The 22,482-nt window shown below is 67.0% G+C and carries 26 protein-coding genes; 15 read left to right on the top strand and 11 right to left on the bottom strand.

Annotated features, from left to right (window positions below):
- Positions 1–18: 18 nt before the first annotated feature.
- From ftsY to BN1313_RS01350, 3 genes are all read left to right on the top strand, one after another.
- Entirely contained in the window at positions 19–963 is a 945-nt protein-coding gene (ftsY, locus tag BN1313_RS01360; protein ID WP_091735563.1) for a signal recognition particle-docking protein FtsY, read from the top strand.
- On the top strand, positions 960–1,565 hold the full coding sequence (locus BN1313_RS01355) for an inner membrane-spanning protein YciB (protein ID WP_091735561.1): 606 nt from the start codon (positions 960–962) through the stop codon (positions 1,563–1,565). The genes ftsY and BN1313_RS01355 overlap by 4 nt, the downstream gene beginning before the upstream one ends.
- 81 nt (positions 1,566–1,646) lie before the next feature.
- Positions 1,647–2,171, top strand: coding sequence for a MarR family winged helix-turn-helix transcriptional regulator (locus BN1313_RS01350; protein WP_091735558.1), 525 nt, complete (start codon positions 1,647–1,649; stop codon positions 2,169–2,171).
- A 15-nt stretch (positions 2,172–2,186) separates the two neighbouring features.
- Here BN1313_RS01350 and BN1313_RS01345 read toward each other — a convergent pair whose 3' ends face one another.
- From BN1313_RS01345 to ccmA, 7 genes are all read right to left on the bottom strand, one after another.
- Positions 2,187–2,396 (bottom strand): hypothetical protein, encoded by a 210-nt coding sequence (locus BN1313_RS01345; RefSeq protein WP_091735554.1) that lies wholly within the window; start codon positions 2,394–2,396, stop codon positions 2,187–2,189.
- Positions 2,397–2,442: 46 nt separating this feature from the next.
- Positions 2,443–2,964: a DsbE family thiol:disulfide interchange protein gene (locus BN1313_RS01340; RefSeq protein WP_091735551.1), complete on the bottom strand. Its 522-nt coding sequence runs from the start codon at positions 2,962–2,964 to the stop codon at positions 2,443–2,445.
- Complete coding sequence (gene ccmD / locus BN1313_RS01335; protein ID WP_091735548.1) at positions 2,961–3,113, bottom strand: heme exporter protein CcmD; 153 nt, start codon at positions 3,111–3,113, stop codon at positions 2,961–2,963. Before ccmD ends, BN1313_RS01340 begins: the two co-directional genes overlap by 4 nt.
- Positions 3,114–3,117: 4 nt before the next feature.
- Positions 3,118–3,846: a heme ABC transporter permease CcmC gene (gene ccmC / locus BN1313_RS01330; protein ID WP_091735544.1), complete on the bottom strand. Its 729-nt coding sequence runs from the start codon at positions 3,844–3,846 to the stop codon at positions 3,118–3,120.
- Between the two features lie 63 nt (positions 3,847–3,909).
- Complete coding sequence (locus BN1313_RS01325) at positions 3,910–4,452, bottom strand: Spy/CpxP family protein refolding chaperone (protein WP_176695856.1); 543 nt, start codon at positions 4,450–4,452, stop codon at positions 3,910–3,912.
- A 142-nt stretch (positions 4,453–4,594) separates the two neighbouring features.
- A complete protein-coding gene (gene ccmB / locus BN1313_RS01320) occupies positions 4,595–5,260 on the bottom strand; it encodes a heme exporter protein CcmB (protein WP_091735538.1) in 666 nt (221 codons plus the stop codon).
- The gene (gene ccmA, locus BN1313_RS01315) at positions 5,257–5,859 is read right to left on the bottom strand and encodes a heme ABC exporter ATP-binding protein CcmA (protein WP_091735535.1); all 603 of its coding nucleotides are present in this window, start codon (positions 5,857–5,859) and stop codon (positions 5,257–5,259) included. The genes ccmB and ccmA overlap by 4 nt, the downstream gene beginning before the upstream one ends.
- A gap of 198 nt (positions 5,860–6,057) precedes the next feature.
- On the opposite strand from ccmA, the gene acnA reads away from it, so the two are divergent.
- The 3 genes from acnA to BN1313_RS01300 all read left to right on the top strand — a co-directional run bounded on the left by acnA (position 6,058) and on the right by BN1313_RS01300 (position 10,199).
- A complete protein-coding gene (gene acnA / locus BN1313_RS01310; RefSeq protein ID WP_091735532.1) occupies positions 6,058–8,766 on the top strand; it encodes an aconitate hydratase AcnA in 2,709 nt (902 codons plus the stop codon).
- Between the two features lie 100 nt (positions 8,767–8,866).
- Entirely contained in the window at positions 8,867–9,559 is a 693-nt protein-coding gene (locus BN1313_RS01305) for a DUF1223 domain-containing protein (RefSeq protein WP_091735529.1), read from the top strand.
- Between the two features lie 319 nt (positions 9,560–9,878).
- Positions 9,879–10,199 carry a DUF2794 domain-containing protein gene (locus tag BN1313_RS01300; protein ID WP_425414981.1) on the top strand — a complete coding sequence of 107 codons (321 nt, stop codon included), beginning with the start codon at positions 9,879–9,881 and terminating at the stop codon, positions 10,197–10,199.
- Positions 10,200–10,271: 72 nt separating this feature from the next.
- On the opposite strand, the gene BN1313_RS01295 is transcribed toward BN1313_RS01300, so the two are convergent.
- Entirely contained in the window at positions 10,272–11,024 is a 753-nt protein-coding gene (locus BN1313_RS01295) for a Bax inhibitor-1/YccA family protein (protein ID WP_091735524.1), read from the bottom strand.
- Positions 11,025–11,163: 139 nt separating this feature from the next.
- On the opposite strand from BN1313_RS01295, the gene thpR reads away from it, so the two are divergent.
- Complete coding sequence (thpR, locus tag BN1313_RS01290; protein WP_091742080.1) at positions 11,164–11,697, top strand: RNA 2',3'-cyclic phosphodiesterase; 534 nt, start codon at positions 11,164–11,166, stop codon at positions 11,695–11,697.
- On the opposite strand, the gene BN1313_RS01285 is transcribed toward thpR, so the two are convergent.
- Positions 11,694–12,092: a DUF2237 family protein gene (locus BN1313_RS01285; RefSeq protein ID WP_091735521.1), complete on the bottom strand. Its 399-nt coding sequence runs from the start codon at positions 12,090–12,092 to the stop codon at positions 11,694–11,696. The genes thpR and BN1313_RS01285 overlap by 4 nt on opposite strands.
- Positions 12,093–12,126: 34 nt before the next feature.
- On the opposite strand from BN1313_RS01285, the gene BN1313_RS01280 reads away from it, so the two are divergent.
- Positions 12,127–12,984 (top strand): HpcH/HpaI aldolase/citrate lyase family protein, encoded by an 858-nt coding sequence (locus BN1313_RS01280; protein ID WP_245620052.1) that lies wholly within the window; start codon positions 12,127–12,129, stop codon positions 12,982–12,984.
- Between the two features lie 3 nt (positions 12,985–12,987).
- Positions 12,988–13,659, top strand: a complete 672-nt coding sequence (locus BN1313_RS01275) for a hypothetical protein (protein ID WP_091735514.1) — start codon at positions 12,988–12,990, stop codon at positions 13,657–13,659.
- Here the strand turns inward: BN1313_RS01275 and BN1313_RS01270 are convergent.
- Positions 13,646–14,071: an HIT domain-containing protein gene (locus tag BN1313_RS01270; RefSeq protein ID WP_091735511.1), complete on the bottom strand. Its 426-nt coding sequence runs from the start codon at positions 14,069–14,071 to the stop codon at positions 13,646–13,648. The two genes, BN1313_RS01275 and BN1313_RS01270, sit on opposite strands and share 14 nt — an antisense overlap.
- 106 nt (positions 14,072–14,177) lie before the next feature.
- Between BN1313_RS01270 and BN1313_RS01265 the strand changes: the two genes are divergently transcribed.
- Positions 14,178–15,161: a malate dehydrogenase gene (locus BN1313_RS01265; RefSeq protein ID WP_091735508.1), complete on the top strand. Its 984-nt coding sequence runs from the start codon at positions 14,178–14,180 to the stop codon at positions 15,159–15,161.
- 76 nt (positions 15,162–15,237) lie between these two features.
- A complete protein-coding gene (locus tag BN1313_RS01260) occupies positions 15,238–15,774 on the top strand; it encodes a GNAT family N-acetyltransferase (RefSeq protein ID WP_091735505.1) in 537 nt (178 codons plus the stop codon).
- Here the strand turns inward: BN1313_RS01260 and BN1313_RS01255 are convergent.
- Positions 15,771–16,553, bottom strand: coding sequence for a LytTR family DNA-binding domain-containing protein (locus BN1313_RS01255; protein WP_245620051.1), 783 nt, complete (start codon positions 16,551–16,553; stop codon positions 15,771–15,773). The two genes, BN1313_RS01260 and BN1313_RS01255, sit on opposite strands and share 4 nt — an antisense overlap.
- 98 nt (positions 16,554–16,651) lie before the next feature.
- On the opposite strand from BN1313_RS01255, the gene BN1313_RS01250 reads away from it, so the two are divergent.
- The 4 genes from BN1313_RS01250 (at position 16,652) to BN1313_RS01235 (ending at position 22,446) form a co-directional block, all read left to right on the top strand.
- On the top strand, positions 16,652–17,200 hold the full coding sequence (locus BN1313_RS01250) for a DUF2306 domain-containing protein (RefSeq protein WP_176695855.1): 549 nt from the start codon (positions 16,652–16,654) through the stop codon (positions 17,198–17,200).
- 149 nt (positions 17,201–17,349) lie between these two features.
- The gene (gene sucC, locus BN1313_RS01245; protein ID WP_091735498.1) at positions 17,350–18,549 is read left to right on the top strand and encodes an ADP-forming succinate--CoA ligase subunit beta; all 1,200 of its coding nucleotides are present in this window, start codon (positions 17,350–17,352) and stop codon (positions 18,547–18,549) included.
- On the top strand, positions 18,549–19,427 hold the full coding sequence (sucD, locus tag BN1313_RS01240) for a succinate--CoA ligase subunit alpha (RefSeq protein WP_091735495.1): 879 nt from the start codon (positions 18,549–18,551) through the stop codon (positions 19,425–19,427). The genes sucC and sucD overlap by 1 nt, the downstream gene beginning before the upstream one ends.
- A 76-nt stretch (positions 19,428–19,503) precedes the next feature.
- The gene (locus BN1313_RS01235) at positions 19,504–22,446 is read left to right on the top strand and encodes a 2-oxoglutarate dehydrogenase E1 component (protein ID WP_091735491.1); all 2,943 of its coding nucleotides are present in this window, start codon (positions 19,504–19,506) and stop codon (positions 22,444–22,446) included.
- The last annotated feature ends 36 nt before the right edge of the window (positions 22,447–22,482 follow it).

Genomic DNA, 22,482 nt, shown 5'->3' with positions numbered 1-22,482 from the left:
AGTCGCTAGAACCCGGCCATGACCGAACCCAAACGCGGCTGGTTCCAGCGTCTCAGCGACGGCCTGACCCGCAGCTCCAAGGCGATGACCGAGCAGCTGGCGGACGCCTTTTCCGCGAAGGCGCCCCTCGACCAGGCCAAGCTGGACGAGTTGGAGGAAATGCTGATCGAGGCCGACCTCGGTCCGCACTCAGCCGCCCGGATCACCGAGCGCTTCGCCCAAGGCCGGTTCGGCAAGCAGATCGATGCGACCGAGATCAAGGAAGCGCTGGCCCAGGCGATCGGTGACGAGCTCTCAAGCCGGCAGGGCGACTTCGACCCGCTCTCGGGGCCCAGGCCCTACGTGGTGCTGTTCATCGGTGTGAACGGGTCTGGAAAGACGACGACGCTCGGCAAGATCGCCAGTGATCTGCGGGGACGTGGCGCCAAGGTGCTGATCGTCGCCGGCGACACGTTCCGCGCCGCCGCGGTCGAGCAGCTGAAGGTCTGGGCCGACCGGGCCGGGGCTGATTTCATCTCCCGACCGACAGGATCCGACGCCGCCGGCCTCGTGTATGAAGCCCTCGAACGGGCCAAGGCGCAGGCCTATGATGTCGTCCTTGTCGACACAGCGGGCCGGCTGCAAAACAAGCAGGGGCTGATGGACGAACTCCACAAGGTGATCCGCGTCGTCAAGAAGCTGGACCCCGACGCGCCGCACGAGACCCTCCTGGTGCTCGACGCCACTGTGGGTCGTAATGCGCTGGCGCAGGAGAACATCTTCGGCAACCAGATCGGCGTCTCCGGGATTGTGATGACCAAGTTGGACGGCACCGCCCGCGGCGGCGTCCTGGTGCCCGTGGCCCAGGCCTCGGACAGCCCGATCAAGCTGATCGGCGTCGGTGAAGGCATTGATGACTTGCAGCCCTTTGACCCCCACGCCTTCGCCCGCTCCCTGGTGGGCTTAGCGGAGCCGATCCGATGACGGAGACCCCGGCCAAGACGACCGCCAGGACCTCCGCCTCCTGGATCCGCTGGTTTGTGGACTATTCGGCGCTCGTCGCCTTCCTGATCGCGTTCTTCGTCTCTGGGCGGGATATGACCACAGCGACGTGGGCGCTGGTGGCGGCCTCTGCCGTCGCTCTGGTGATCGGGGTTGCGGTGGAGCGACGCTTGGCCCCTGTGCCTTTGATCGCCGGCGGCGCGGCCTTGGTCTTCGGCGGCCTGGCGTTGGTGTTTCACGATACGCGGCTTCTCAAGATCAAGCCGACAGTGATGAACACCCTCTTTGCGATCCTGCTGTTGGGCGGCCTCGTGCTTAAGAAGAATCCCTTGAAGCTGATCCTGTCGGACGCCTTCGATCTGCCAGAGGCGACGTGGAAGCGGTTGACCGTCAATTACGCCCTTTTCTTCCTATTCCTGGCGGCGCTCAACGAGATCGTCTGGCGCACGCAGGCCGATGCGACCTGGGTGCTTTTCCGCTTTCCGGGCTTGATGATCCTGACCTTCGCCTTCTCGCTGGCGCACACGCCGCTCTTGATGAAGCACCTCAAGACCGACAAGCCGCCGCCGCCGCCCACGGAGTAGAGAGACCCTCCGGGTCCGTCGTAAATCAGACGTACAAGTCAGCTACCCTGCGCGGCGCTTGCTAGCAGGGGGCGCGGACGCATGGCTAAGGACAAGTCGAGGGGCGCGGGGTTGCCGGCGCTAGACCGCTCTCCCAGTCACCTTCTGCACCGCGCCCTACAGGTCGCCCTGGACATCTACGGCCAGGAACTAGGCGCCGAGGCCATCACCCAGCGCCAGTTCGCCGTGCTCAGCGCCGCCGCGGCGCAGGAAGGCGCGACTCAGGCCGATCTGGTTCGGGCCACCGGCATTGACCGCTCTACCCTGGCGGACATGGCCGCGCGGATGATCTCCAAGGGTTTTCTGGCGCGTGAACGCTCGGTGCTCGACGGGCGCGCCAACACCATCCGCATCACCGACGCCGGCCGGGCCGCCCTGCTGGACGCCGCGCCCAAGGTGGCGGCGGCGGATGCGCGCCTGTTGAAGCGCATCGCCGGCGGCGGCCGTAAGGACACCCTGCTGAAGGTGTTGCGCGACCTGATCGAAGAGCCTCAATCCAAGGCCAAGGGCCGTAAGACCAAGGACAGCAAAAAGAAGCTGAAGCTGGCGGAGGCGCGGGCGGCTTAGACCTGCCCGTTCAGCCTAATCGCCTACAGGACGGGCGATCTGGGAGTGGCGCAGGTAGGGCGAACGCAGGCGGTCGTAGCTTGGCGCGGCCGGGATCTGGCTGAGCAGCGTGGACAACAGGTCATCAGCGCTGGCGTCGACCGGCGGCTCCCCGTCGCGCAGGGCGCGCCAAAGCGCTTGCGCCTCGTCACGCAGCCTTTGCTCTCTGTCTCGTCCTAAGCTCATAGGCGGCAAACTCGCCGGAGCCCCGGCTGTTCCACCGAAACTGTGGTCAATCAGCCGCGGTCCTGCTCAAAAGCGACTGCGCCGCCGCCGCGCTGAGCGGACCGGTATGCTTGGCGATGACGATCCCGTCGGCGCCGATGAGGTAGGTTTCGGGTACGCCGGTGACGCCGAAGTCAATGCCCGCGGCGCCGTCGCGGTCGATCAGCCGCCGGGCGAAGGGATCCCCCAGCCGGGCCAAGAACGCCTGGGTGTTGGCCGGCGCGTCCTTGTAGGCGACGCCGGTGATCGCCACGCCGCGACGCTTCAGGCTCATCAGCACCGGATGCTCGATCTCGCAGGGCGCGCACCAGGAGGCGAAGAAGTTGACGAGGACAGGGCCCTTGCCGGGAGTCTCGACGATCGGGGTCGGAGCGCCGTCGTCCAGCGAGGACAGGGAGAACGCCGGCGCGGCCTTGCCGACCAAGGCCTGGGGCTGGACCTGCGGGTTGCGGTTCAGCGCATAGAGCCCGAACAGGCCGCCCAGCGCGAGCAATACAAGCAGGGGCGCGAGCGCTAGCCAACGGCTCATCGGCCGTCGCGCTCTAAGGCTTCGGCGCGGGCGCGCCAGCGGCGGGCGTGGTTCAAACAGGCTGCGATCATCACGACGAAGACGAGGGCGGTGATGGCGAAGGCCGGCCAGACGAAGGCCGCGTATTTGCCGGCGTCGAGATCAAGCATGGGCCTAGTCCTGGGCGAGGCGTTGGTAGAGGGCGGCGGCCCGCTGACGCCAGACCTCGCCGCGGATTCGCACCAGCCATAGCGATCCGAAAGCCGACGTATAGGCCAGGCCCATCAGCAGCAGGGGCGCCAGAAAGACCGCGGGCATGGAGGGCCCGTCAGCGCGGAACACAGAGGAGCCTTGATGCAGGCTGTTCCACCAGGTCACAGACCAGTGGACGACGGGCAGGTTGATCAGGCCGACCAGGGCGAGGATCGCGCCGGCCCGCGCGCCCTTGGCCTCGTCGTCCATGGCGGCGCGTAGGGCGATATAGGCGATGTAGAAAAGGAGTAGGACCAGGACCGACGTCATCCGCGCGTCCCACTCCCACCAGGTGCCCCACATCGGCCGGCCCCAAAGCGAGCCGGTGATCAGGGCCAGAAGGGTAAAGCCGGCGCCCAGGGGCGCGGCGGCGCGCGCGGCGGCGTCCGCCAGGGCGTGGCGGAAGACCAGGGCCAGGAAGCTGGCGACGCCCAGGCAAGAATAGGCGAACAGCGCCAACCAGGCGGCGGGCACATGGATGAACATGATCCGCACCGTGTCGCCCTGCTGATAGTCTTCAGGGGCGGTGAACCCGAGCCACAGGCCGGCAAGCGCCAAGGCCGCCGCGATCGCGCCGAACATCGGCGAGGCCCAGCGGGAAAAGGCCATGAACCGTTCTGGATTGGACAGGAACGCCGGCGCGGGAAGCATTACGCGCACTAGCCTCAAGCGGAGGCCGTGGGCAAGCGGGGCGCTCGCCCACGGGGGTCGGCATCAGCCGGCGGGCGGCGGGGCCATCGGACCTTCCGGGGGGGCGCCCATCGGGCCGCGCGGACCGCGGCGGTGCGGGCCTTGCGGGCCGAAGCCATGGCCGTCGCGGCCGTCTCGCACGGCGAACTTGCGGCCGTGTCGTTGGCCGAGGGTGTCAAACACCGCCTTCTGCTTGGCGTCCAGCTGACCGTAGAATGCGAGAGTCGCCCTGTCGTGGCTGGCCATCTGCGCCTGGCGTTCGCTCAACATCTGCTGGCGCCTGGCGATCCGGTCGGGCGTGCTGGTTGGGCGCGGCTCGGCGCGACGCTCGGCCATCTTGGCGCGCATTTTCTCGCGATCGGGCTTCACGGCCGCCACGTAGGTCTGCAGGGCGCCTTCCTGTTGCGGCCGCAGCTGCAGCAGGGTCCGCAGGCGTTCAGCTGGGCTGGTGACCGGGCGTTCGGCGCGCATCGGCGCGGGCGGCGGCGCGGGCTGGGCCTGTACGGCCGCGCCAAGAGTCAGGGTGGTCAGGACGGCCGCGGCCGCCAGCAGATGTATTTTCGTCATCGACGAGCTCCTTGTCTTCACGTCCCCGGCGAAGCTTAGAACATCCCCGCGTGTCGGCGTTACGTCGGGCGGGTGTCGCGGGCGAAACATTGGCCGCGAGAATATTTCAACGGCTCATCCCGGCGGTGATGGCCGGTGTCATTCAGCTCACCGCGTTGCGGCAGGCCGCCGCCATGGCGAGGGGGCCGAGCGCCACGGCCGCGGCGGCGTAGGCGAGGAGGAGGACCAGGCCGGCGGTCCAGGGCAGGCCGCCTGCGAAGCTGTCAAGGGCGGCGCCGCCGAAGATCACCGGCGGGGTGAAGAGGGGCAGGACGATCACGGCGGTCAGCAGTCCGCCGCGGCGCGCGCCCAGGCTGAGCGCCGCGCCGACGCCCCCCAGGAAGACGAAGGCGAGCCCGCCGGCCAGGGCGCAGGCGAAGATCAAGGGGCTGAGCGACGGCGCCGCGCCGAGGGCGATGGCGGCCAGCGGGGCGACCAGGGCGAGCGGAGCGGCGGTGGCGATCCACTGGCCCAGGCATTTGACCGCGCAGACCAACTCGAGCGGGGTGTCGGACAGGAGAATCAGGTCCAGGGCGCCGTCTTCGAAGTCGCGCTCGAACAGACGGTCGAGGGAGAGCAGGGCCGCGAGCGCCAGGGCCACCCAGGCCGCGCCCGCGGCGACGGCGGCCAGTCGCTGGTGTTCCGAGCCGATCGCCAGGGGCAGGAGGACGGCGACGCCGAGGTAGAAGCCGACCCCCACCAGGGCCCCGCCGCCGTGGCCCCAGGCCAGCGCGATCTCGCGGCGCAGGAGGGCCGCCAGCGCGGTCACGGCGCGATCTCCAGGCTGATCGCGCGGATCGGCAAGGCGTCGTGGACCGCCGCCAGGATCAGGCCGCCAGCCGCAAGGTGCTGAGCCATGATGTGGCCGAGTCGCGCGCGCCAGGCGGCGTCGAGCGGGCTCAGAGGCTCATCCATCAGCCACAGCGGCCGCGGCGTGGCGATCAGACGTGCGAGCGCGACGCGACGACGTTGCCCGGCCGACAGGCGGCGGATCTCCAGGGGCAGAAGCCGTGTCAGCTCCAGGGCTGCTATGGCGGCGTCGAGGCCCGCTTGCGCGCCGCCGGCCCAACGCACCCAGAACTCCAGCTCCTCGACCACGGTGCGGGCGGGTTTCAGCCCGTCGAGATGGCCTAGGAAATGCAGAGCCCGGCCGCGGACCTCAGCAGGATCGGCGCCGCCGAAGGCGATTTCGCCGCCGTGCAGGGGAATAAGCCCGGCCACAGCGCGAAGCAGGCTGGTCTTGCCCGAGCCGTTCGGCCCGGTCAGCGCGCAGGCCTCACCAGCGGCTAATGTGAGCGACAACCCGGAAAAAAGGCGCCGGCCGCCCCGCGACAGGGCGACCTCGCTGAGGGTCAGGATCTCGATCATGCGCGGGCGCGCCCGCGGAAGCCCACGCAAGCCTGTGCATGGACGTGGGGGGTTCTTCGTCCTATGAAGCCCGCGGCCGTCGGCGCCGTCTTCGGGGAGGCACGCCGCGCAGGGTCGGACGCTGTGTGTCCGAGTCCATAAGCGCGCGACTTCCGGAGCGATGTTTGAGCGACCGGGAACAGAGAGAGGATCTCCCAAATGGCGTCTATCGACAGCCTGAACACTCGCCGCGAATTGGTGGTGGGCGATAAGACCTACGTCTACTACAGCCTCCCGGCGGCGGAGGAAGCCGGACTTTCCGGTGTTTCGCGTCTGCCGATCTCGATGAAGGTGCTTCTCGAGAACCTCCTGCGCTTTGAAGACAACAACTCGGTCAGCGGCGACGACCTCAAGGCGGTCGCCGCCTGGGTCGAGAACCGAGGCTCGGTCGAGCACGAAATCAGCTTCCGCCCGGCCCGCGTGCTGATGCAGGACTTCACTGGCGTGCCGGCCGTCGTCGACCTGGCGGCCATGCGCGACGCCATGACGGCCCTGGGCGCGAACCCCGAGAAGATCAACCCGCTGACCCCGGTCGACCTTGTGATCGACCACTCGGTGATGATCGACTACTTCGGCACCGCCAAGGCCTTCGGTCAAAACGTCGAGCGCGAGTATGAGCGCAACATCGAGCGCTACAACTTCCTTCGCTGGGGCTCGTCTGCTTTCAACAACTTCCGCGTCGTGCCGCCCGGCACCGGAATTTGTCACCAAGTCAACCTTGAGTACCTCGCGCAAACCGTCTGGACGAATTCGGATGAAGGTCCGGAAATCGCCTACCCCGACACCGTCGTCGGCACCGACAGCCACACCACCATGATCAACGGCCTGGCCGTTCTGGGCTGGGGCGTGGGCGGCATCGAGGCGGAAGCGGCCATGCTGGGTCAGCCGATCCCGATGCTGATCCCGGAAGTCATCGGCTTCCGCCTGGACGGCCAGCTGCCGGAAGGCACGACGGCCACCGATCTGGTGCTGACGGTCACCCAGATGCTTCGCAAGAAGGGCGTGGTCGGCAAGTTCGTTGAGTTCTACGGCCCAGGCCTGGCCCACATGACCCTGGAAGACCAGGCGACGATCGCCAACATGGCTCCAGAATACGGCGCTACCTGCGGCTTCTTCCCCGTGACGCAAGCCACCATCGACTACCTGGCCGCCACCAACCGCGCGCCAGAGCGCGTCGCCCTCGTCGAAGCCTACGCCAAGGCGCAGGGGATGTGGCGCGAGCCGACCGATCCGGAACCGGTGTTCACCGACAGCCTCGAGCTGGACATGGCCGCTGTCGTCCCGTCGCTGGCCGGTCCGAAGCGTCCGCAGGATCGCGTGCTGCTGACCGAAGCCGGCTCCGACTTCAAGGGCCACCTCGCCGGTGAGACCTTCGGCAAGCCGGAAGGCCTGGCTCAGCGCTACAAGGTCGAGGGTGAGAACTACGACCTGGGCAATGGCGATGTCGTCATCGCCTCGATCACGTCGTGCACCAACACCTCCAATCCCGGCGTGCTGATCGCCGCGGGCCTGGTGGCCAAAAAGGCGGTCGAGCTCGGTCTGCAGGTGAAGCCCTGGGTGAAGACCTCGCTGGCCCCCGGCTCGCAGGTTGTAACCGATTATCTGAAGGCCGCCGGCCTGACCAAGAGCCTGGACGCGCTGGGCTTCAATCTGGTGGGCTACGGCTGCACCACCTGCATCGGCAACTCCGGCCCGCTGCCGGAACCGGTGTCCGAAGCGATCCAGAAGAACGACCTGGTCGCCGTCTCGGTGCTGTCGGGCAACCGCAATTTCGAAGGCCGCGTGAACCCGGACGTGCGCGCCAACTACCTGGCCTCGCCGCCGCTGGTGGTGGCCTATGCGCTGGCTGGCACCATGACCATCGACCTGGCTAATGAGCCGCTGGGTGAGGGCAAGAACGGCCAGCCGGTCTATCTGAAGGACATCTGGCCGACGGCGGCCGAAGTCAGCGCGCTTCAGCGCAAACACGTGACGAACAAGATGTTCGCCACCCGCTATGCCGACGTCTTCAAGGGTGACAAGAATTGGCAGGGTATCAAGGTGAAGGGCGGGCAGACCTATGAATGGTCGGCCGGCTCCACCTATGTGAAGAATCCGCCCTACTTCGAAGGCATGGGCATGGAGCCGGCGCCGGTGACCGACATCGTCGAGGCCCGTGTTCTGGGCGTGTTCGGCGACTCGATCACGACCGACCACATCTCCCCGGCCGGTTCAATCAAGGCGACATCGCCGGCGGGCGTCTATCTGCTCGACCGCCAGGTGCCGGTGTCTGAGTTCAACGGCTACGGCGCGCGTCGCGGCAATCACGAAGTGATGATGCGCGGCACCTTCGCCAACATCCGGATCCGCAACCGGATCACCCCGGACATCGAAGGCGGCGTGACCAAGCACTTCCCTTCGGGCGACACCATGTCGATCTACGATGCGGCCATGCGCTATCAGACCGAAGGCCGTCCGCTGGTGGTCTTCGCCGGCAAGGAATACGGCACGGGCTCCTCGCGCGACTGGGCGGCCAAAGGCACCAAGCTTTTGGGCGTGCGCGCGGTGATCGCCGAAAGCTTCGAGCGTATCCACCGTTCGAATCTGGTCGGGATGGGTGTGCTGCCGCTGCAGTTCCTGCAGGACGGCTGGCACAAGCTGGGCCTTACGGGCGAAGAAATCGTCACGATCCGCGGTCTGACCGAGGTCTCGCCGCGCAAGCAGCTGATCGTCGAGATGTACCGCCCGTCGGACGGCCGCATCGCCCGCTTCCCGGTGCGTTGCCGCATCGATACCCCGACCGAGCTTGAGTACTTCAAGAACGGCGGCGTGCTGAACTACGTGCTGCGCAACCTCGCCGCCGAAGGCGCGGCCATCGCGGCTGAATGATTGAAGGTGCGGCGGCGGGCTTGCCAAGGCGAAGCCCGCCGCCGATCCTCACGTCGTGTTGAAGCCCCAAGTTCACGCTTCTCGGATTAAGTGCGCGGCGATGCGAACGGCCGCGCTCCTCCTGTCATTGTTGCTCTTCACCCCAACCCTGGCGGCCGCCCGGCCGCCGGTGGTCGTGGAGCTGTTCACAGCCCAGGGCTGCGCCTCCTGTGGCGAGGCCAACGCCTTCGTCGGCAAGCTGGCCGACCAGCCGGGCGTGCTCGCCCTGACCTTCCCCGTCGACTACTGGGACTACCTCGGCTGGAGCGACACCTTCGCCAAGCCAGAGTTCGCCGAGCGGCAGAAGGCCTATGTGGCCAGCTTCGCTCTTCGCGAGCCCTATACGCCCCAGGTCGTGGTGAACGGCCGCAGGCAGGCTGGCGGCGTGAAGACCGATGCCGTCGAGCAGCTGGTCCGCGCCGCGGCGCGCAGTCCGTCCGATCCGCCGGACATCCGCTTTATCAACGAGCGCCGCGTGGACGTGGGCTCGGCCCGCAGCCGGTTGTCTGGCGAGGTCTGGATGGTGCGCTATGATCCGCGGGAGGCTGAAGTCGAGGTCCGCAGCGGCGACAACCGCGGCCAGACCATCACCCACCGCAATGTGGTTCATGAGCTTAAACGCCTGGGCGCCTGGCGTGGCCGGCCTACCGCCTACCGCCTGCCACCGGCGACGGACGCGGGCTTGAGGACCGCGGTCATCGTCCAGAGCGCCAAGGGCGGCCGGATCATCGGCGTCGGCGAACCGAAGTCCTAGGCATCGTTGGAAGACTCGATTGGGATGGGCATCGACGGGGATGCGGCCCTAGAATCGAAAACCCGCACGGCTGGAGAGGGACCGCGCGGGTTCGAGGGGCTCTGGTTGGTGCGTCGGCTGGCCAGTCCGCCGATCCAGGGGGGCTGGGGGGGCTGTTCAGGATCCGGGACCAGAGGTTTCTGACCAACCGACCATTGCAATATCGAGGCGTCATCGGGCGGGCGCTGGGCCGGAATAAGGTCTTTTCACGGCGCTGTATTTCCTGAGTGAGAGCCTAGCTGCGCTCTGGGAAACCGGTTTAGTCTTGCGGACCATGACGATGGACGCCTCGCCGAAAGGGCGACAGGTCTTCTTTGAGCGGCGCGAACTCGACCGCCTGCTTCGCCTTTACGGCCGCATGGTCGCGGCCGGTGAGTGGCGCGACTACGCTATGGACGGCCTCAGCGACGCCGCGGTCTTCTCGGTGTTTCGCCGGGCGTCCGAGCGGCCGCTCTACCGGATCGAGAAGCGCCCGGCGCTGGCGCGTAAGCAGGGCGCCTGGGCGGTGATCGGCGAGGGCGAGATGGTTCTGCGCCGCGGCCACGAACTGGAGCAGGTTCTGCGCTTCTTCGAGAAGGGCCGCTTTACGGTGGTGGACTAACGACGCGGCGCAACAAAAAAGGCCCAGGCGGTCGCCCGCCAGGGCCTCGCTTGTTTCGGACCAGATCCGGACTTAGCGGCGGTCGCCGAACAGGCGCAGCAGCATCTGGAACAGGTTGATGAAGTCCAGGTAGAGGCTGAGGGCGCCGAAGTTGGTGGCGACGCCCATGGCCGCCTGGTCGCCGCCCAGTTCATAGTAGGTCATCTTCAGGCGCTGGGTGTCGTAGGCGATGAGGCCGGCGAAGACCAGGACGCCGACGACGCTGATGATGAACTGCATCGGGCCCGAGTGCAGGAAGATGTTGACCACCGAAGCCAGCATCAGGCCGACCAGGCCGATCATCAGGAAGCTGCCGAAGCCGGTCAGATCCTTCTTGGTCGTGTAGCCGAACAGGCTGAGCGCGCCGAAGGCGGCGGCTGTGATCAGGAAAGTCGAGGCGATCGAAGCGCCGGTGTAGACGAGCGTCAGGACGCCGAGCGATGCGCCGATCAGGGCGACGATCGTCCAATAATAGACGCCCGAGGTCCGCGGCGTGGCGTTCTTCAAGCCGAACATGCCGAAAACGACGACGGCGAGCGGCGCGAAGGCCACGACCATCCCGAGGATGGTGTAGCCAGCGAGGCGGCCATCAGGGGTGATGCGGAACAGAAGTTCCTGCACGGGTGCGAACTGGCCGGTCAGCCAGGCCAGAGCGGCCGAGACCACGAGACCCAGCGCCACCTTGTTGTAGACGCCGAGCATGAAGCTGCGAAGGCCCGCGTCCACCGACATGTCGGCGCGATCCGCCGGGATCGTGCGCGCGTAGCCGCGGTTGAAGTCGCTCATGAGAGCAAAACCCTTAAATTCGATGCGTCACCCATTGGACGCAGCCCCAAATATCGTGACCATGCCGCCGCTGCGCAAGCCCCTTCGCGAGAGAGGGTTTTCCAGCAACGCGCTGTCACAGACGTGCCTGGATGACGACATGATCCGCCTGTTCGCCGCCCTTGCGATCCCACCTGACGCCGGCGCCGCCCTGCTGACCCGCCAGACAGGCTTGAAGGGCGCTCGCTGGCGCCCGCTGGAGGCGCTGCACATCACGCTGCGCTTCATCGGCGAGATCCGCGAAGACGTCGCGCGCGACCTGGACGCCGAGTTGGCGGTGATCGCCGCCCAGCCTTTCGAGATCATCCTCGAGGGCGCAGGCTGTTTCGGCGAAGGCGATGAGGTGGATGCTGTATGGGCCGGAGTCGCTGAGAACCCAATGCTTCGCCGCCTGGCCAGGGCCTGCGAAGGCGCCGCGCGCCGCGCCGGCCTGCCGGCGGATCCGCGAACCTATCGGCCCCATGTGACGCTGGCCTATGTGCGCCGCGCTGAACCCGCCGACGTGGCGGCCTGGATCGTCGCCAACAATCTGCTGAAATCGCCGCCGATCCGCGTCGACCGGTTCGGCCTCTACTCCAGCCACCTGGGCCGTGATGGCTCCAGCTACGCCCTCGAGGCGGAATATCCGCTCTAGGTCTTGACCTCGTAGTCCTTGAGCACGCCCAAGGTGACGATCGCCAGGGTTTCTTCGTGGGTCGCCTCCAGCACCAGCTTCGGCGCAGCGCCGGCGTCGAGCGCCTCCTTCCAGCGCGGCGCGCACAGGCACCAGCGATCACCGGGCTTCAGGCCATCGAAGCCATGGTCAGGCATGGGTGTCGACAGGTCGTTGCCCGCGGCCTTGGAGAATTCCAGGAACTCCGAGGTCATGACGGCGCAGACGGTATGCAAGCCCGTGTCGTCCGGGCCGGTTTCGCAGCAGCCGTTGCGGTAGAAGCCCGTGATGGGATCGACGCCGCAGGGGACGAGGTCCGTGCCCAGGACATTCTTGGCGCCGGGTTCTTGCCGGGTGGTGTCTGGGCGTGTGCTCATGGGACAAACCTAGCCGATGCTGGAAGGAACACCATTGCCGAGCGCCGCAAAAATCCGCCCGCGTCGCAGCGTGCTGTACGCGCCCGCGTCGAACGCTCGCGCCGTCGAAAAGGCTCGCAGCCTGCCCTGTGATGTCGTGATCCTTGACCTAGAGGACGCGGTCGGGCCCGACGCCAAGGACGAGGCCCGGGCGGCGGCGGTCCGCGCAATCGGCGACGGCGGCTTTGGCGACCGAGAACTCGTCGTTCGTGTCAATGGGCTAGACACCGAATGGGGGTCTGCGGATCTCGCCGCAATCGCTCACGCCGGTCCCGCCGCGGTTCTGGCGCCGAAGATCCGCAGCGCCGCCGACGTCGCCGCCTACGCCGCGGCTGGAGCCCCCCTCTGGCTGATGATCGAGACATGCGCGGGCGTCCTGGCCCTCGACGCTCTGGGCCGCGCCAGCGCACAGCACGGCGTCACGGCCTGGGTCTTGGGCGTCAACGATCTGGCCGCAGAGATGGGTGCGCGCGCCGGGCGCACAGCCTTGGCGCCGGTCCTGACGCTGGCGGTGATCGCCGCCCGCGCAAATGGCCTGGCGATCCTCGACGCGGTGTTCAACGACATCGCTGACCCGGGCGGTCTGGCTTCGGAATGCAGCCAGGGCCGCGACCTAGGTTTTGACGGCAAGACGGTGATCCATCCCACTCAGATCGCCGCCGCCAACGCCGCCTTTTCGCCTGATGAGGCCGAGATCATCTGGGCTCGGACGGTGGTCAAGGCCTTCGATTCGCCCGAGAATGCCGGCAAGGGCGTGCTCAAGGTCGATGGTCGGATGGTGGAGCGGCTGCATCGCGACGCGGCCCTGCGGGTTGTGGCCTTGAGCGAGGCGATTTCGGCGAAGGACGGCTAAGCGATGAAGGTTTGGGGGATCGTGGTCGGGGGCTTGGCCTGGGCGGCGCTGCTGGCGCCGGCCAGCGCACAAAGTCCAGCCCCGGGCAGCGATCCGATTGGCGACATCCTGGGCCGGATGACGCCTGAGATGGAAGAGCCGGACCTGGCGTCGCAGCCCGCCCGGATCGAGCCGCATCCTGAAGCCGCATTGCCCGCGGCGCCGATCCCCTACTCCCAGGTCGCGCCCTATCGGCCTGCGCCCTACGGGCCCTCGACGTCGGGTGCGCCGACGCGGCTTGATGAGACTGGAAAAAGCCCTGATGGCCCGCCGACGGTCCGCGATCTTGCCTACACCTCTCGACTGCGCGCCTCTTTCGCCTCGGCGCAAGGATTCCAGGGGCCGATGGACGGCGGCTGGGTCGTCGTCGACCCCTCTGGGCGGGAGCTCTACCGGCTGCAGCTTGCCGATCGTGGCCGCGGCGTGGTCGAGGGCGCCTGGCGCGATCCCCGCCGGCCGGGCCAACCGGACGCCTCAGGCTTCATAGATCAGATCGAGCGGTCCGGCGCGTCCACCGTCCTGCGCTTTGAGGGGGTGACCGCGACTTTCCAGGGTTCGGGAACAAGCTTGAGCGGAGAGATCGACGAGTCCGGGCGTCGCGTTTCCGCGACGCTTCGCCGGATCAGCCAGCCCTAGGGTTCAGCGCCTTGCGCGCCGCGGCCAGCGCCGCCTCGAGCGCGGATGGCCTGAACGCCTCCGCCGGCGAATGGCCCCACACCGGCCCCGGCCAGGCCGGATCGTCGGCGCGACGGCCGACGACGTGGACATGGAGTTGCGGGGTCACGTTGCCGAGCTGGCCGATGTTGAGTTTCTCGACCGGCCGGGCGAGGGCGTCGCCGACGGCGCGGACCGCGGCGCAGGCCAGCATGATTTCATCCATCAGGGCCGCCCGGTCCGGCGGCGACAGGTCCTCGATCTCGCGCGCCTCTGCGACGCGCGGGATCAGTACGACCCAGGCGAAGCGGGCGTCCGCCTGCAGCCGGGCATGGCAGAGCGGAAGCTCGCCGAGGGCGTGGGAAGTGGCGGGAAAGGCGGGATGGAGATCCATGGTATGTCCGCATGTATTGCAGGCGGGGCTTCATATGCGCTAACGCAGCCCCCGACCACGGCTTCGGGGAGATGGGGCCGTCGAACCTCATACGGAGCATGAGCACATGAGCAAGACCCCCATTCGCGTGGCCGTCACGGGCGCCGCCGGCAACATCGGCTACGCCCTCCTTTTCCGCATCGCCTCGGGCGAGATGCTGGGCAAGGACCAGCCGGTCATCCTGCAGTTGCTGGAGATCCCGGTGGAAGGCCCGCAGAAGGCCCTGAAGGGCGTGGCCATGGAGCTGGAGGACTGCGCCTTCCCGCTGCTTCAGGACATGGTTCTGACCGGCGACGCCGACGTCGCCTTCAAGGACGCCAACTGGTGCCTTCTCGTGGGCTCCAAGCCGCGCGGCCCGGGCATGGAGCGCGCCGACCTCCTGAAGGACAACGGCAAGATCTTCATCGGCCAAGGCCAGGCGATCGACAAGGTCGCCGCTGACGACGCCCGCATCGCGGTGGTCGGCAACCCCTGCAACACCAACGTGATGATCGCTGCGGCCCAGGCCAAGCGCCTGACCGCCGACCGCTTCACCGCCATGGTGCGGCTGGACGAAAACCGCGGCCGCGCCCAACTGGCCAAGAAGGCCGGCGTGTCGATCAACGAGGTTTCCGACCTCTTCATCTACGGTAACCACAGCCCGACGATGTTCGCCGACTTCACCCACGCCAAGATCGGCGGCAAGGCCGCCGCCGAGGTGATCGGCGACGAAGCCTGGCTGAAGAACGAATACCTGCCGACCGTCGGCAAGCGCGGCGCGGCGATCATCGACGCCCGCGGCCAGTCGTCGGCTGCCTCGGCGGCCAACGCCCTGATCGACCATGTGCGCGATCTGTCGACGCCCGGCGCCATCCACTCGGTCGCCGTGAAGTCGGAAGGCCGTTACGGCTTCAACCCCGACGTCTGGGCCGGCATGCCGGTGAAGACCACGACCGCTGGTTCGTTCGAAGTGATCGAGAGCTACGAGATGGACGACTTCGCCAAGTCGAAGATCGCCTTGACCAACTATGAACTGGTCGGCGAGCGCGAGACCATCAAGGACCTGCTCTAAGCCCCGCGGTTCAGCTCGTCTGAAGAGACGGCCCGCCGGGAGACTGGCGGGCCGTCTTTCGTTTCGGAGAATTTCCATGACCGGACCTGTCATTGAGACCGAGCGGCTGATCCTGCGCTTGCCCCAACCCAGCGACTTCGAGGCCTGGGCGCAGCTGAACGCCAGTGAGGCGGCGCAGCGCTTTCTGGGCGGACCGCTGACGCGCGAGATGGCCTGGCGCAACATGGCGACCATGTCCGGCGGTTGGCTGACGCGGGGCTTTTCGATGTTCTCGGTGATCGAGAAGGGCAGCGGCCAATGGATCGGCCGGCTGGGGCCGTGGCAGCCGGAGGGCTGGCCGGGCACCGAGGTCGGCTGGGGGCTCAGCCCGGACGCCTGGGGCAAGGGCTATGCGACCGAGGGCGCGGCGGCGGCGATCGACTGGGCCTTCGACACCCTGGGATGGGACGAGGTGATCCACACCATCGACCCGATGAATACGCCCTCCGTCGCCGTGGCCAAACGACTGGGGTCGGTGCTGCTGCGCCGCGCTCACCTGCCGGCGCCGCTGGACTTCGTGATCGATGTTTGGGGCCAGAGCCGCGAGGACTGGCGGATGCGGCGAAGGGCCTAGTACCAGCCCATCCCCTTCAGCGTTCGCGCGTTCGGGCGGCTGACCGGAACTTCGCAGCCGTCTTTCAGGACCAGGGTCGCGCCACCGTCGCGGCGGCGGATCTCGGCGACGGCGTCGCGGGCCACCCACCAGGAGCGGTGGACGCGCGCGCCCTCGATCTCGGCCAGTTCGGCGACGGCGTCGACCAGGCGCATCAGGATCAGGTCCTGACCGCGCGAGGTGTGCAGGCGCAGATAGTGGTCCTCGGCCTCGACGGCCCAGATGTCGCCGCCGCGCAAACGGGGCGGCAAGCGGTCGAGGAAGCGCGTTAGAGTCGAGGTGGTCTCGGGCAGGGTTGTGGCCTTGGGGATCGCCCGCAGGGCGGCGACCACCAGGCAGAAGAACAGCGAAGTCGCCAGCGAGAAGGCCATGAAGGCCGGAAGAGCCGAGACCGGCGGACCCGGCGGATCGACAAGGCGCTGGGCTAGCCAGACCACTATGCCCATGGGCGCGGTCATCACCAGAGCGGCGACGAGGCCGCGCAGCCAGCGGCCGCCGATCCATGCCTGGCGCTGCAGGAATTTGAAGATGCCCGCGCCCATGGCGGAAGCAATCATGGCGATGGCGATGAAGTAGGCGCTGCGCACGCCGAAGGCCATGCGGTCGGAGCCGTAGGCGCCGATGATGCTCAGGAACAGGCCGACCACCACGCCGGGCGTCGCCACATAGCGCGCGAACCAGCCGGCGCTTCGCGAAGCGCGAGCCGCCTGCCCTGGCGATTGACGAACCCGATCCGTCATCCCGCGTATCGCCGCTCGTCCATCGCCCCGTCCGCCGTCAAGCCAAACTCCTAGACCGCGACGGCGAGGACGCCCCCGCGCAGGAGATGGGAGATAGCATGTCAGAGCTTTCGCAATCGAGCCCGACCAAGCGGGTCGGCTTCGTGCCGACCTTCGCGCTCAGCATGGTCGTCGTCGGCGTCATCCTTACCGGCGCCATGGGGCCCTTGGGCGGCCGCATCGTCCAGGGGGCGCTGACCGCCACGCCCCACGCGCCGGATTGGGCTCTCCTCGGCGCCCTTTCTCCCGTGATCAAGATCCATCTCTACGCGGCGCTCGCGGCCGTGGCGCTGGGCGCAGCGCTGATGGTCGTGCGCAAGGGGCGGGCGTTTCACCGCGCGGCCGGATGGACCTGGGTGGCGCTGGTGGCGGCCGTCGCCGGATCGTCGATCTTCATCACCGAGCTCAACCACGGCGGATGGTCGCTGCTGCATCTGTTCACCGGCTGGACCTTCCTCATCCTGCCCTTGGCGGTCATCGCAGCGCGGCGCCGGTCAGTCGCGCGGCACCGGCGAATGATGATGGGACTGTTCTATGGGGGATTTGCGATCAATCTGTTGATCGCCTTCATACCTGGTCGCACGCTCTGGCAAGCGGTGTTCGGATAAGCTTGGGCAAGTCTGTTGCGCTGCAGCGAAGGCAATGCTGATTCTGTCGGGATTTAGCTCCCGTGCGCTGTGGACAGCCCCGGTAGCGGCGCCTATATCCCCGCCACTCGCCAGCCGGGGCGAGGCATCGTAAAGCGCTGCGACCCCTCATGAACGTCCACGAACACCAAGCCAAAGCCATTCTCGCAGAGTTCGGCGTCGCAGTTCCGCGTGGGTACGCGGCCTACAACGTAGACGAGGCGGTGCAAGCCGCCGAGAAACTGGGCGGGCCGGTGTTCGTCGTGAAGTCGCAGATCCACGCTGGCGGCCGCGGCAAGGGCCGCTTTGAAGGCCTGGGTCCTGACGCCAAGGGCGGCGTCCGGGTCCTGAAGACGCTCGATGACGTGCGCGCCAGCGCGACGGAAATGCTCGGCCGGGTGCTGGTGACCCACCAGACGGGTCCCGCCGGCAAGCAGGTCAATCGCCTCTACATCGAAGAAGGCGCGGCGATCGCCAAGGAATTCTACCTGTCGCTGCTGGTCGACCGCGAAACGAGCTGGGTCTCGGTCGTGGCCTCCACCGAGGGCGGCATGGACATCGAAGAGGTCGCACACTCGACCCCTGAGAAGATCCACAGCTTCTCCATCGACCCGGCCACCGGCGTCTTCCCGCACCATGGCCGCACGCTGGCCGCCTCGCTCGGCCTGACCGGCGGCCTGGCGAAGGAAGTCTTCGTCCTGCTCGGCCAGCTCTATGAAGCCTTCGTTGCGAAGGACATGGAGATGCTGGAGATCAACCCCCTGATCGTCACGGCTGACGACCACCTGCGGGTGCTGGACGCCAAGGTCAGCTTCGACTCCAACGCGCTGTTCCGCCACAAGGACATCTTCGCGCTCCGCGACGAGAGCGAAGAAGACCCCAAGGAGATCGAGGCGTCCAAGCACGATCTCTCCTACATCGCCCTCGACGGCGAAATCGGCTGCATGGTCAATGGCGCGGGCCTGGCCATGGCGACCATGGACATCATCAAGCTCTACGGCGCCGAGCCCGCGAACTTCCTGGACGTCGGCGGGTCCGCCACCCAGGAGCGCGTGACCGAGGCCTTCAAGATCATCACGTCCGATCCGAACGTGAAGGGCATCCTCATCAACATCTTCGGCGGCATCGCCCGCTGTGACGTGATGGCCCGCGGCGTCATCGAGGCGGTGAAGATCACCGGCCTGACCGTTCCGCTGGTGGTGCGCCTGGAAGGCACCAACGCCGAGTTGGGCAAGCAGATCATCCGGGACTCCGGACTGAACGTCATTCCCGCCGACGACCTGTCGGATGGGGCGGAAAAGATCGTCAAGGCCGTGCGGGAACTCGCCTAATGTCCATCCTCATCGGCAAAGACACCAAGGTCATCTGCCAGGGCATCACCGGCAGCCAGGGCACCTTCCACTCCGAGCAGGCGATCGCCTACGGGACCAAGATGGTCGGCGGCGTGACCCCGGGTAAGGGCGGCCAGACCCACATCGGCCTGCCGGTGTTCAACACCGTCGCGGAAGCCGTGAGCGAGACCGGCGCCGACGCCTCGGTGATCTATGTCCCGCCGCCCTTCGCCGCGGACTCGATCCTGGAAGCCATCGACGCCCAGGTCCCCCTGATCATCGCCATCACCGAGGGCATCCCGGTGGCCGACATGATCAAGGTGAAGCGCGCGCTGTCGGGCTCCAAGTCGCGCCTGATCGGCCCGAACTGCCCGGGCGTCCTGACGCCGGAAGCCTGCAAGATCGGCATCATGCCGGGCAATATCTTCCGTAAGGGTTCGGTGGGCGTTGTTTCGCGCTCCGGCACTCTTACCTACGAAGCCGTGTTCCAGACCTCGCAGGTTGGCCTTGGCCAGACGACGGCCGTCGGCATCGGCGGCGACCCGGTTAAGGGCACCGAGTTCATCGATATCCTCGACATGTTCCTCAACGATCCGGAAACCGAGTCGATCATCATGATCGGCGAAATCGGCGGTTCGGCTGAAGAAGATGCGGCGGAATTTATTAAAAATTCAAAGATCAAGAAGCCTATGGTCGGCTTTATCGCGGGTCGCACCGCGCCTCCGGGTCGCCGGATGGGCCACGCGGGTGCGATCATCTCCGGCGGCAAGGGCGGCGCCGAAGACAAGATCGCTGCGATGGAGGCCGCGGGCATCCGCGTCTCGCCGTCGCCGGCGAAGCTGGGCGAGACCCTGCTCGAGGTGCTGAAAGGCGCCTGAACTTAAAACAAGCGCAAGGGCGGTCCGCCCTCGACACCATGTTGGCGCCGAGACCGGACCCCGGGAAACGGACGATATGGCGGACGACGCAGGGCTGATCAACGAGGTGCTGGCCGAGACCTCTTTCCTTTACGGGGCCAATGCGGCCTTCGTGGAGGATCTCTTTGCGAAATGGTCGGCCGACCCGAATTCGGTCGACGCCTCCTGGCAAGCCTTCTTCGCCTCGCTGAGCGATAGCGCCCAGGGCGGCAAGCCTAGCTGGACCCCGCGCGCTGTTCCTACCGCCCGCCCCGACTGGCTGTCGGCTCTGGACGGCATGTGGCCGGCCGTGCAGGCCAAGGTCGGCGCCAAGGTCGCTGAACGCGCCGGGCCCTCGGCCTCCGAGGCCGACGTCCGCGCCGCCACCCTCGACAGCCTCCGCGCCATCATGATGATCCGCGCCTATCGGATGCGCGGTCACTTGAAGGCCAACCTCGACCCTCTCGGCATCGCCACGACACAGGGCGATGTCTCCGATCTCGATCCGGCGAACTATGGCTTCGCGGCTTCGGACTTCGACCGTCCGATCTTCCTGGACTACGTCCTGGGCCTGGAGACCGCGACGGTCCGCCAGATCCTCGACCTCTTGGAGCGCACCTACTGCGGCAACGTCGGCGTGCAGTACATGCACATCTCCGACCCGCGCGAAAAGGCCTGGCTGCAGGAGCGCATCGAGGGCGAAGGCAAGGCCATCACCTTCTCGCCGGAAGGCAAGATCGCCATCCTGAAGAAGCTGATCGAGGCTGAAGGCTTTGAGAAGTTCTCCCACCGCAGGTTCCCCGGCACCAAGCGCTTCGGCCTGGACGGCGGGGAGAGCATGATCCCGGCGATGGAGCAGATCATCAAGCGCGGCGGCGCGCTGGGGGTTCGCGACATCATCGTCGGCATGCCGCACCGGGGCCGCCTGAACATGCTGGCCTCGGTGATGGGCAAGCCCCACCACATCATCTTCCACGAGTTCCAGGGCGGCTCGTCGGTGCCGTCCGACATCGAGGGCTCCGGCGATGTGAAATACCACCTCGGCGCCTCGTCGGACCGCGAGTTCGATGGCAACCACGTCCACCTGTCGCTGACCGCCAACCCCTCTCACCTTGAGATCGTCAACCCGGTCGTGGTGGGCAAGGCCCGCGCCAAGCAGGCGTTCACCTTGCGTGAAACGCCGACCGCTGGCCGCAGCCATGTCATGCCGCTGCTGCTGCACGGGGACGCGGCCTTCGCCGGCCAGGGCGTCATCGCCGAGTGCTTCGCCCTGTCGCAACTCAAGGGCTACGGCGTCGGCGGCACCTTGCACTTCATCGTCAACAACCAGATCGGCTTCACGACGAGCCCGAAGAACTCGCGTTCCTCGCCCTATCCGTCGGACGTCGCGCTGATGGTCGAGGCGCCGATCTTCCACGCCAATGGCGATGACCCTGAAGCGGTGGTGTTCGCCGCGAAGGTCGCCACCGAATATCGCCAGATGTTCGGCAAGGACGTGGTCATCGACATGTTCTGCTATCGCCGCTTCGGTCACAACGAAGGCGACGATCCCACCATGACGTCGCCCTTGATGTACGCGAAGGTCAAGGATCACCCCTCGGTGCGCGACCTCTACGCGAGCCGCCTGGTCGGCGAGGGCGTGGTCACCCAGGCCCAGGCCGATGGCTGGATCGCCGAGTGGGACGCCTATCTCGACGCCGAATTCGACGCGGGCAAGGACTACAAGGCCAACAAGGCCGACTGGCTGGATGGCAAGTGGTCGGGCCTGCAGCGCCCGGACGGCTCCGACGTCCGCACCGAGACGGGCGTGCCGCTCGACAAGCTGCGTGACATCGGCCGCAAGATCACCACCGCGCCCGACAGCGTTAAGCTGCACAAGACGGTCGAGCGCGTGATCCAGAACCGCCGCGAAGCGATCGAAAAGGGCGAAGGTCTCGACTGGGCGACCGGCGAACATCTCGCCTTCGGCACCTTGCTCGACGAGGGTTATCCAGTGCGCCTGTCCGGTCAGGACAGCGTGCGCGGCACCTTCACCCAACGCCACTCGGGCTTGGTCGACCAGACCACCGAGGACATCTACTTCCCGCTGCGCAACATCGGGCCGAACCAGGCCCACTTCGAAGTGCTGGACTCTGCGCTCTCGGAAGAAGCGGTGCTCGGCTTCGAATACGGCTTCTCGCTGACGGATCCGAACACGCTGACCATGTGGGAAGCCCAGTTCGGTGACTTCGCCAATGGCGCCCAGGTTGTCGTCGACCAGTTCATATCCTCCGCCGAACGCAAATGGCTGCGGATGAGTGGTCTCGTGATGCTGCTGCCGCACGGGTACGAGGGCCAGGGTCCGGAGCACTCCTCAGCCCGTCTCGAACGTTTCCTGCAGGCCTGCGCCGAAGACAACATGCAGGTGATCAACCCGACGACGCCGGCGAACTACTACCACGCGCTGCGCCGCCAACTGCTGCGCGGCTTCCGCAAGCCGTTGATCGTCATGACCCCCAAGAGCCTGCTGCGCCACAAGCGCGCGGTCTCCAACTTGGCGGACTTCGCCGACGGCTCGAGCTTCCACCGTGTGATGGTCGACGGGGCGGAAGCCGGCTGCGACGTCGGCGGCGTCACCCTGAAGCCCGACGACAAGATCACCAAGGTGATCGCCTGCTCCGGCAAGGTCTACTTCGACCTCATCGACAAGCGCGCCAAGGAAGGCCGCGACGACGTCTATATCGTGCGCCTCGAGCAGTTCTATCCGTGGCCGCTCAAGTCGATTTCGCAGGTGCTGTCGCGCTTCCCGAACGCCGATCTGATCTGGTGCCAGGAAGAGCCGAAGAACATGGGCGGCTGGACCTTCGTCGACCCGTGGCTGGAGCTGACCCTGGAGCGCTTGAAGGTGAAGGCCAAGCGGGCCCGCTTCGTCGGTCGCCCAGCGAGCGCTTCCACAGCCGCCGGCCTGATGAGCCGCCACCTGAAGGAACTCGAAACCTTCCTGACGGAAGCCTTCGCCTAAACCCTACGACCTGACCCAAACGACGACGATCAAGAA

It is taken from the genome of Phenylobacterium immobile (ATCC 35973), from assembly GCF_001375595.1.
Classification (GTDB): domain Bacteria; phylum Pseudomonadota; class Alphaproteobacteria; order Caulobacterales; family Caulobacteraceae; genus Phenylobacterium; species Phenylobacterium immobile.
Note: the sequence above shows the minus strand (reverse complement) of the source record. Positions and strands in the feature narration are given on the sequence as shown.

What these genes read in the sequence shown, in the direction of transcription:
- BN1313_RS01265 (WP_091735508.1), top strand. Translation starts at nt 14,178, where the DNA reads ATGAGCAAGACCCCCATTCGCGTGGCCGTCACGGGCGCCGCCGGCAAC.
- BN1313_RS01300 (WP_425414981.1), top strand. Translation starts at nt 9,879, where the DNA reads ATGGACGCCTCGCCGAAAGGGCGACAGGTCTTCTTTGAGCGGCGCGAA.
- ftsY (WP_091735563.1), top strand. Translation starts at nt 19, where the DNA reads ATGACCGAACCCAAACGCGGCTGGTTCCAGCGTCTCAGCGACGGCCTG.
- sucD (WP_091735495.1), top strand. Translation starts at nt 18,549, where the DNA reads ATGTCCATCCTCATCGGCAAAGACACCAAGGTCATCTGCCAGGGCATC.
- ccmC (WP_091735544.1), bottom strand. Translation starts at nt 3,846, where the DNA reads ATGCTTCCCGCGCCGGCGTTCCTGTCCAATCCAGAACGGTTCATGGCC.
- BN1313_RS01325 (WP_176695856.1), bottom strand. Translation starts at nt 4,452, where the DNA reads ATGACGAAAATACATCTGCTGGCGGCCGCGGCCGTCCTGACCACCCTG.
- BN1313_RS01295 (WP_091735524.1), bottom strand. Translation starts at nt 11,024, where the DNA reads ATGAGCGACTTCAACCGCGGCTACGCGCGCACGATCCCGGCGGATCGC.
- acnA (WP_091735532.1), top strand. Translation starts at nt 6,058, where the DNA reads ATGGCGTCTATCGACAGCCTGAACACTCGCCGCGAATTGGTGGTGGGC.
- BN1313_RS01305 (WP_091735529.1), top strand. Translation starts at nt 8,867, where the DNA reads ATGCGAACGGCCGCGCTCCTCCTGTCATTGTTGCTCTTCACCCCAACC.
- BN1313_RS01250 (WP_176695855.1), top strand. Translation starts at nt 16,652, where the DNA reads ATGTCAGAGCTTTCGCAATCGAGCCCGACCAAGCGGGTCGGCTTCGTG.
- sucC (WP_091735498.1), top strand. Translation starts at nt 17,350, where the DNA reads ATGAACGTCCACGAACACCAAGCCAAAGCCATTCTCGCAGAGTTCGGC.
- BN1313_RS01355 (WP_091735561.1), top strand. Translation starts at nt 960, where the DNA reads ATGACGGAGACCCCGGCCAAGACGACCGCCAGGACCTCCGCCTCCTGG.
- BN1313_RS01285 (WP_091735521.1), bottom strand. Translation starts at nt 12,092, where the DNA reads ATGAGCACACGCCCAGACACCACCCGGCAAGAACCCGGCGCCAAGAAT.
- BN1313_RS01260 (WP_091735505.1), top strand. Translation starts at nt 15,238, where the DNA reads ATGACCGGACCTGTCATTGAGACCGAGCGGCTGATCCTGCGCTTGCCC.
- ccmA (WP_091735535.1), bottom strand. Translation starts at nt 5,859, where the DNA reads ATGATCGAGATCCTGACCCTCAGCGAGGTCGCCCTGTCGCGGGGCGGC.
- BN1313_RS01270 (WP_091735511.1), bottom strand. Translation starts at nt 14,071, where the DNA reads ATGGATCTCCATCCCGCCTTTCCCGCCACTTCCCACGCCCTCGGCGAG.
- BN1313_RS01255 (WP_245620051.1), bottom strand. Translation starts at nt 16,553, where the DNA reads ATGACGGATCGGGTTCGTCAATCGCCAGGGCAGGCGGCTCGCGCTTCG.
- BN1313_RS01345 (WP_091735554.1), bottom strand. Translation starts at nt 2,396, where the DNA reads ATGAGCTTAGGACGAGACAGAGAGCAAAGGCTGCGTGACGAGGCGCAA.
- BN1313_RS01235 (WP_091735491.1), top strand. Translation starts at nt 19,504, where the DNA reads ATGGCGGACGACGCAGGGCTGATCAACGAGGTGCTGGCCGAGACCTCT.
- BN1313_RS01350 (WP_091735558.1), top strand. Translation starts at nt 1,647, where the DNA reads ATGGCTAAGGACAAGTCGAGGGGCGCGGGGTTGCCGGCGCTAGACCGC.
- BN1313_RS01275 (WP_091735514.1), top strand. Translation starts at nt 12,988, where the DNA reads ATGAAGGTTTGGGGGATCGTGGTCGGGGGCTTGGCCTGGGCGGCGCTG.
- ccmD (WP_091735548.1), bottom strand. Translation starts at nt 3,113, where the DNA reads ATGCTTGATCTCGACGCCGGCAAATACGCGGCCTTCGTCTGGCCGGCC.
- thpR (WP_091742080.1), top strand. Translation starts at nt 11,164, where the DNA reads ATGATCCGCCTGTTCGCCGCCCTTGCGATCCCACCTGACGCCGGCGCC.
- BN1313_RS01340 (WP_091735551.1), bottom strand. Translation starts at nt 2,964, where the DNA reads ATGAGCCGTTGGCTAGCGCTCGCGCCCCTGCTTGTATTGCTCGCGCTG.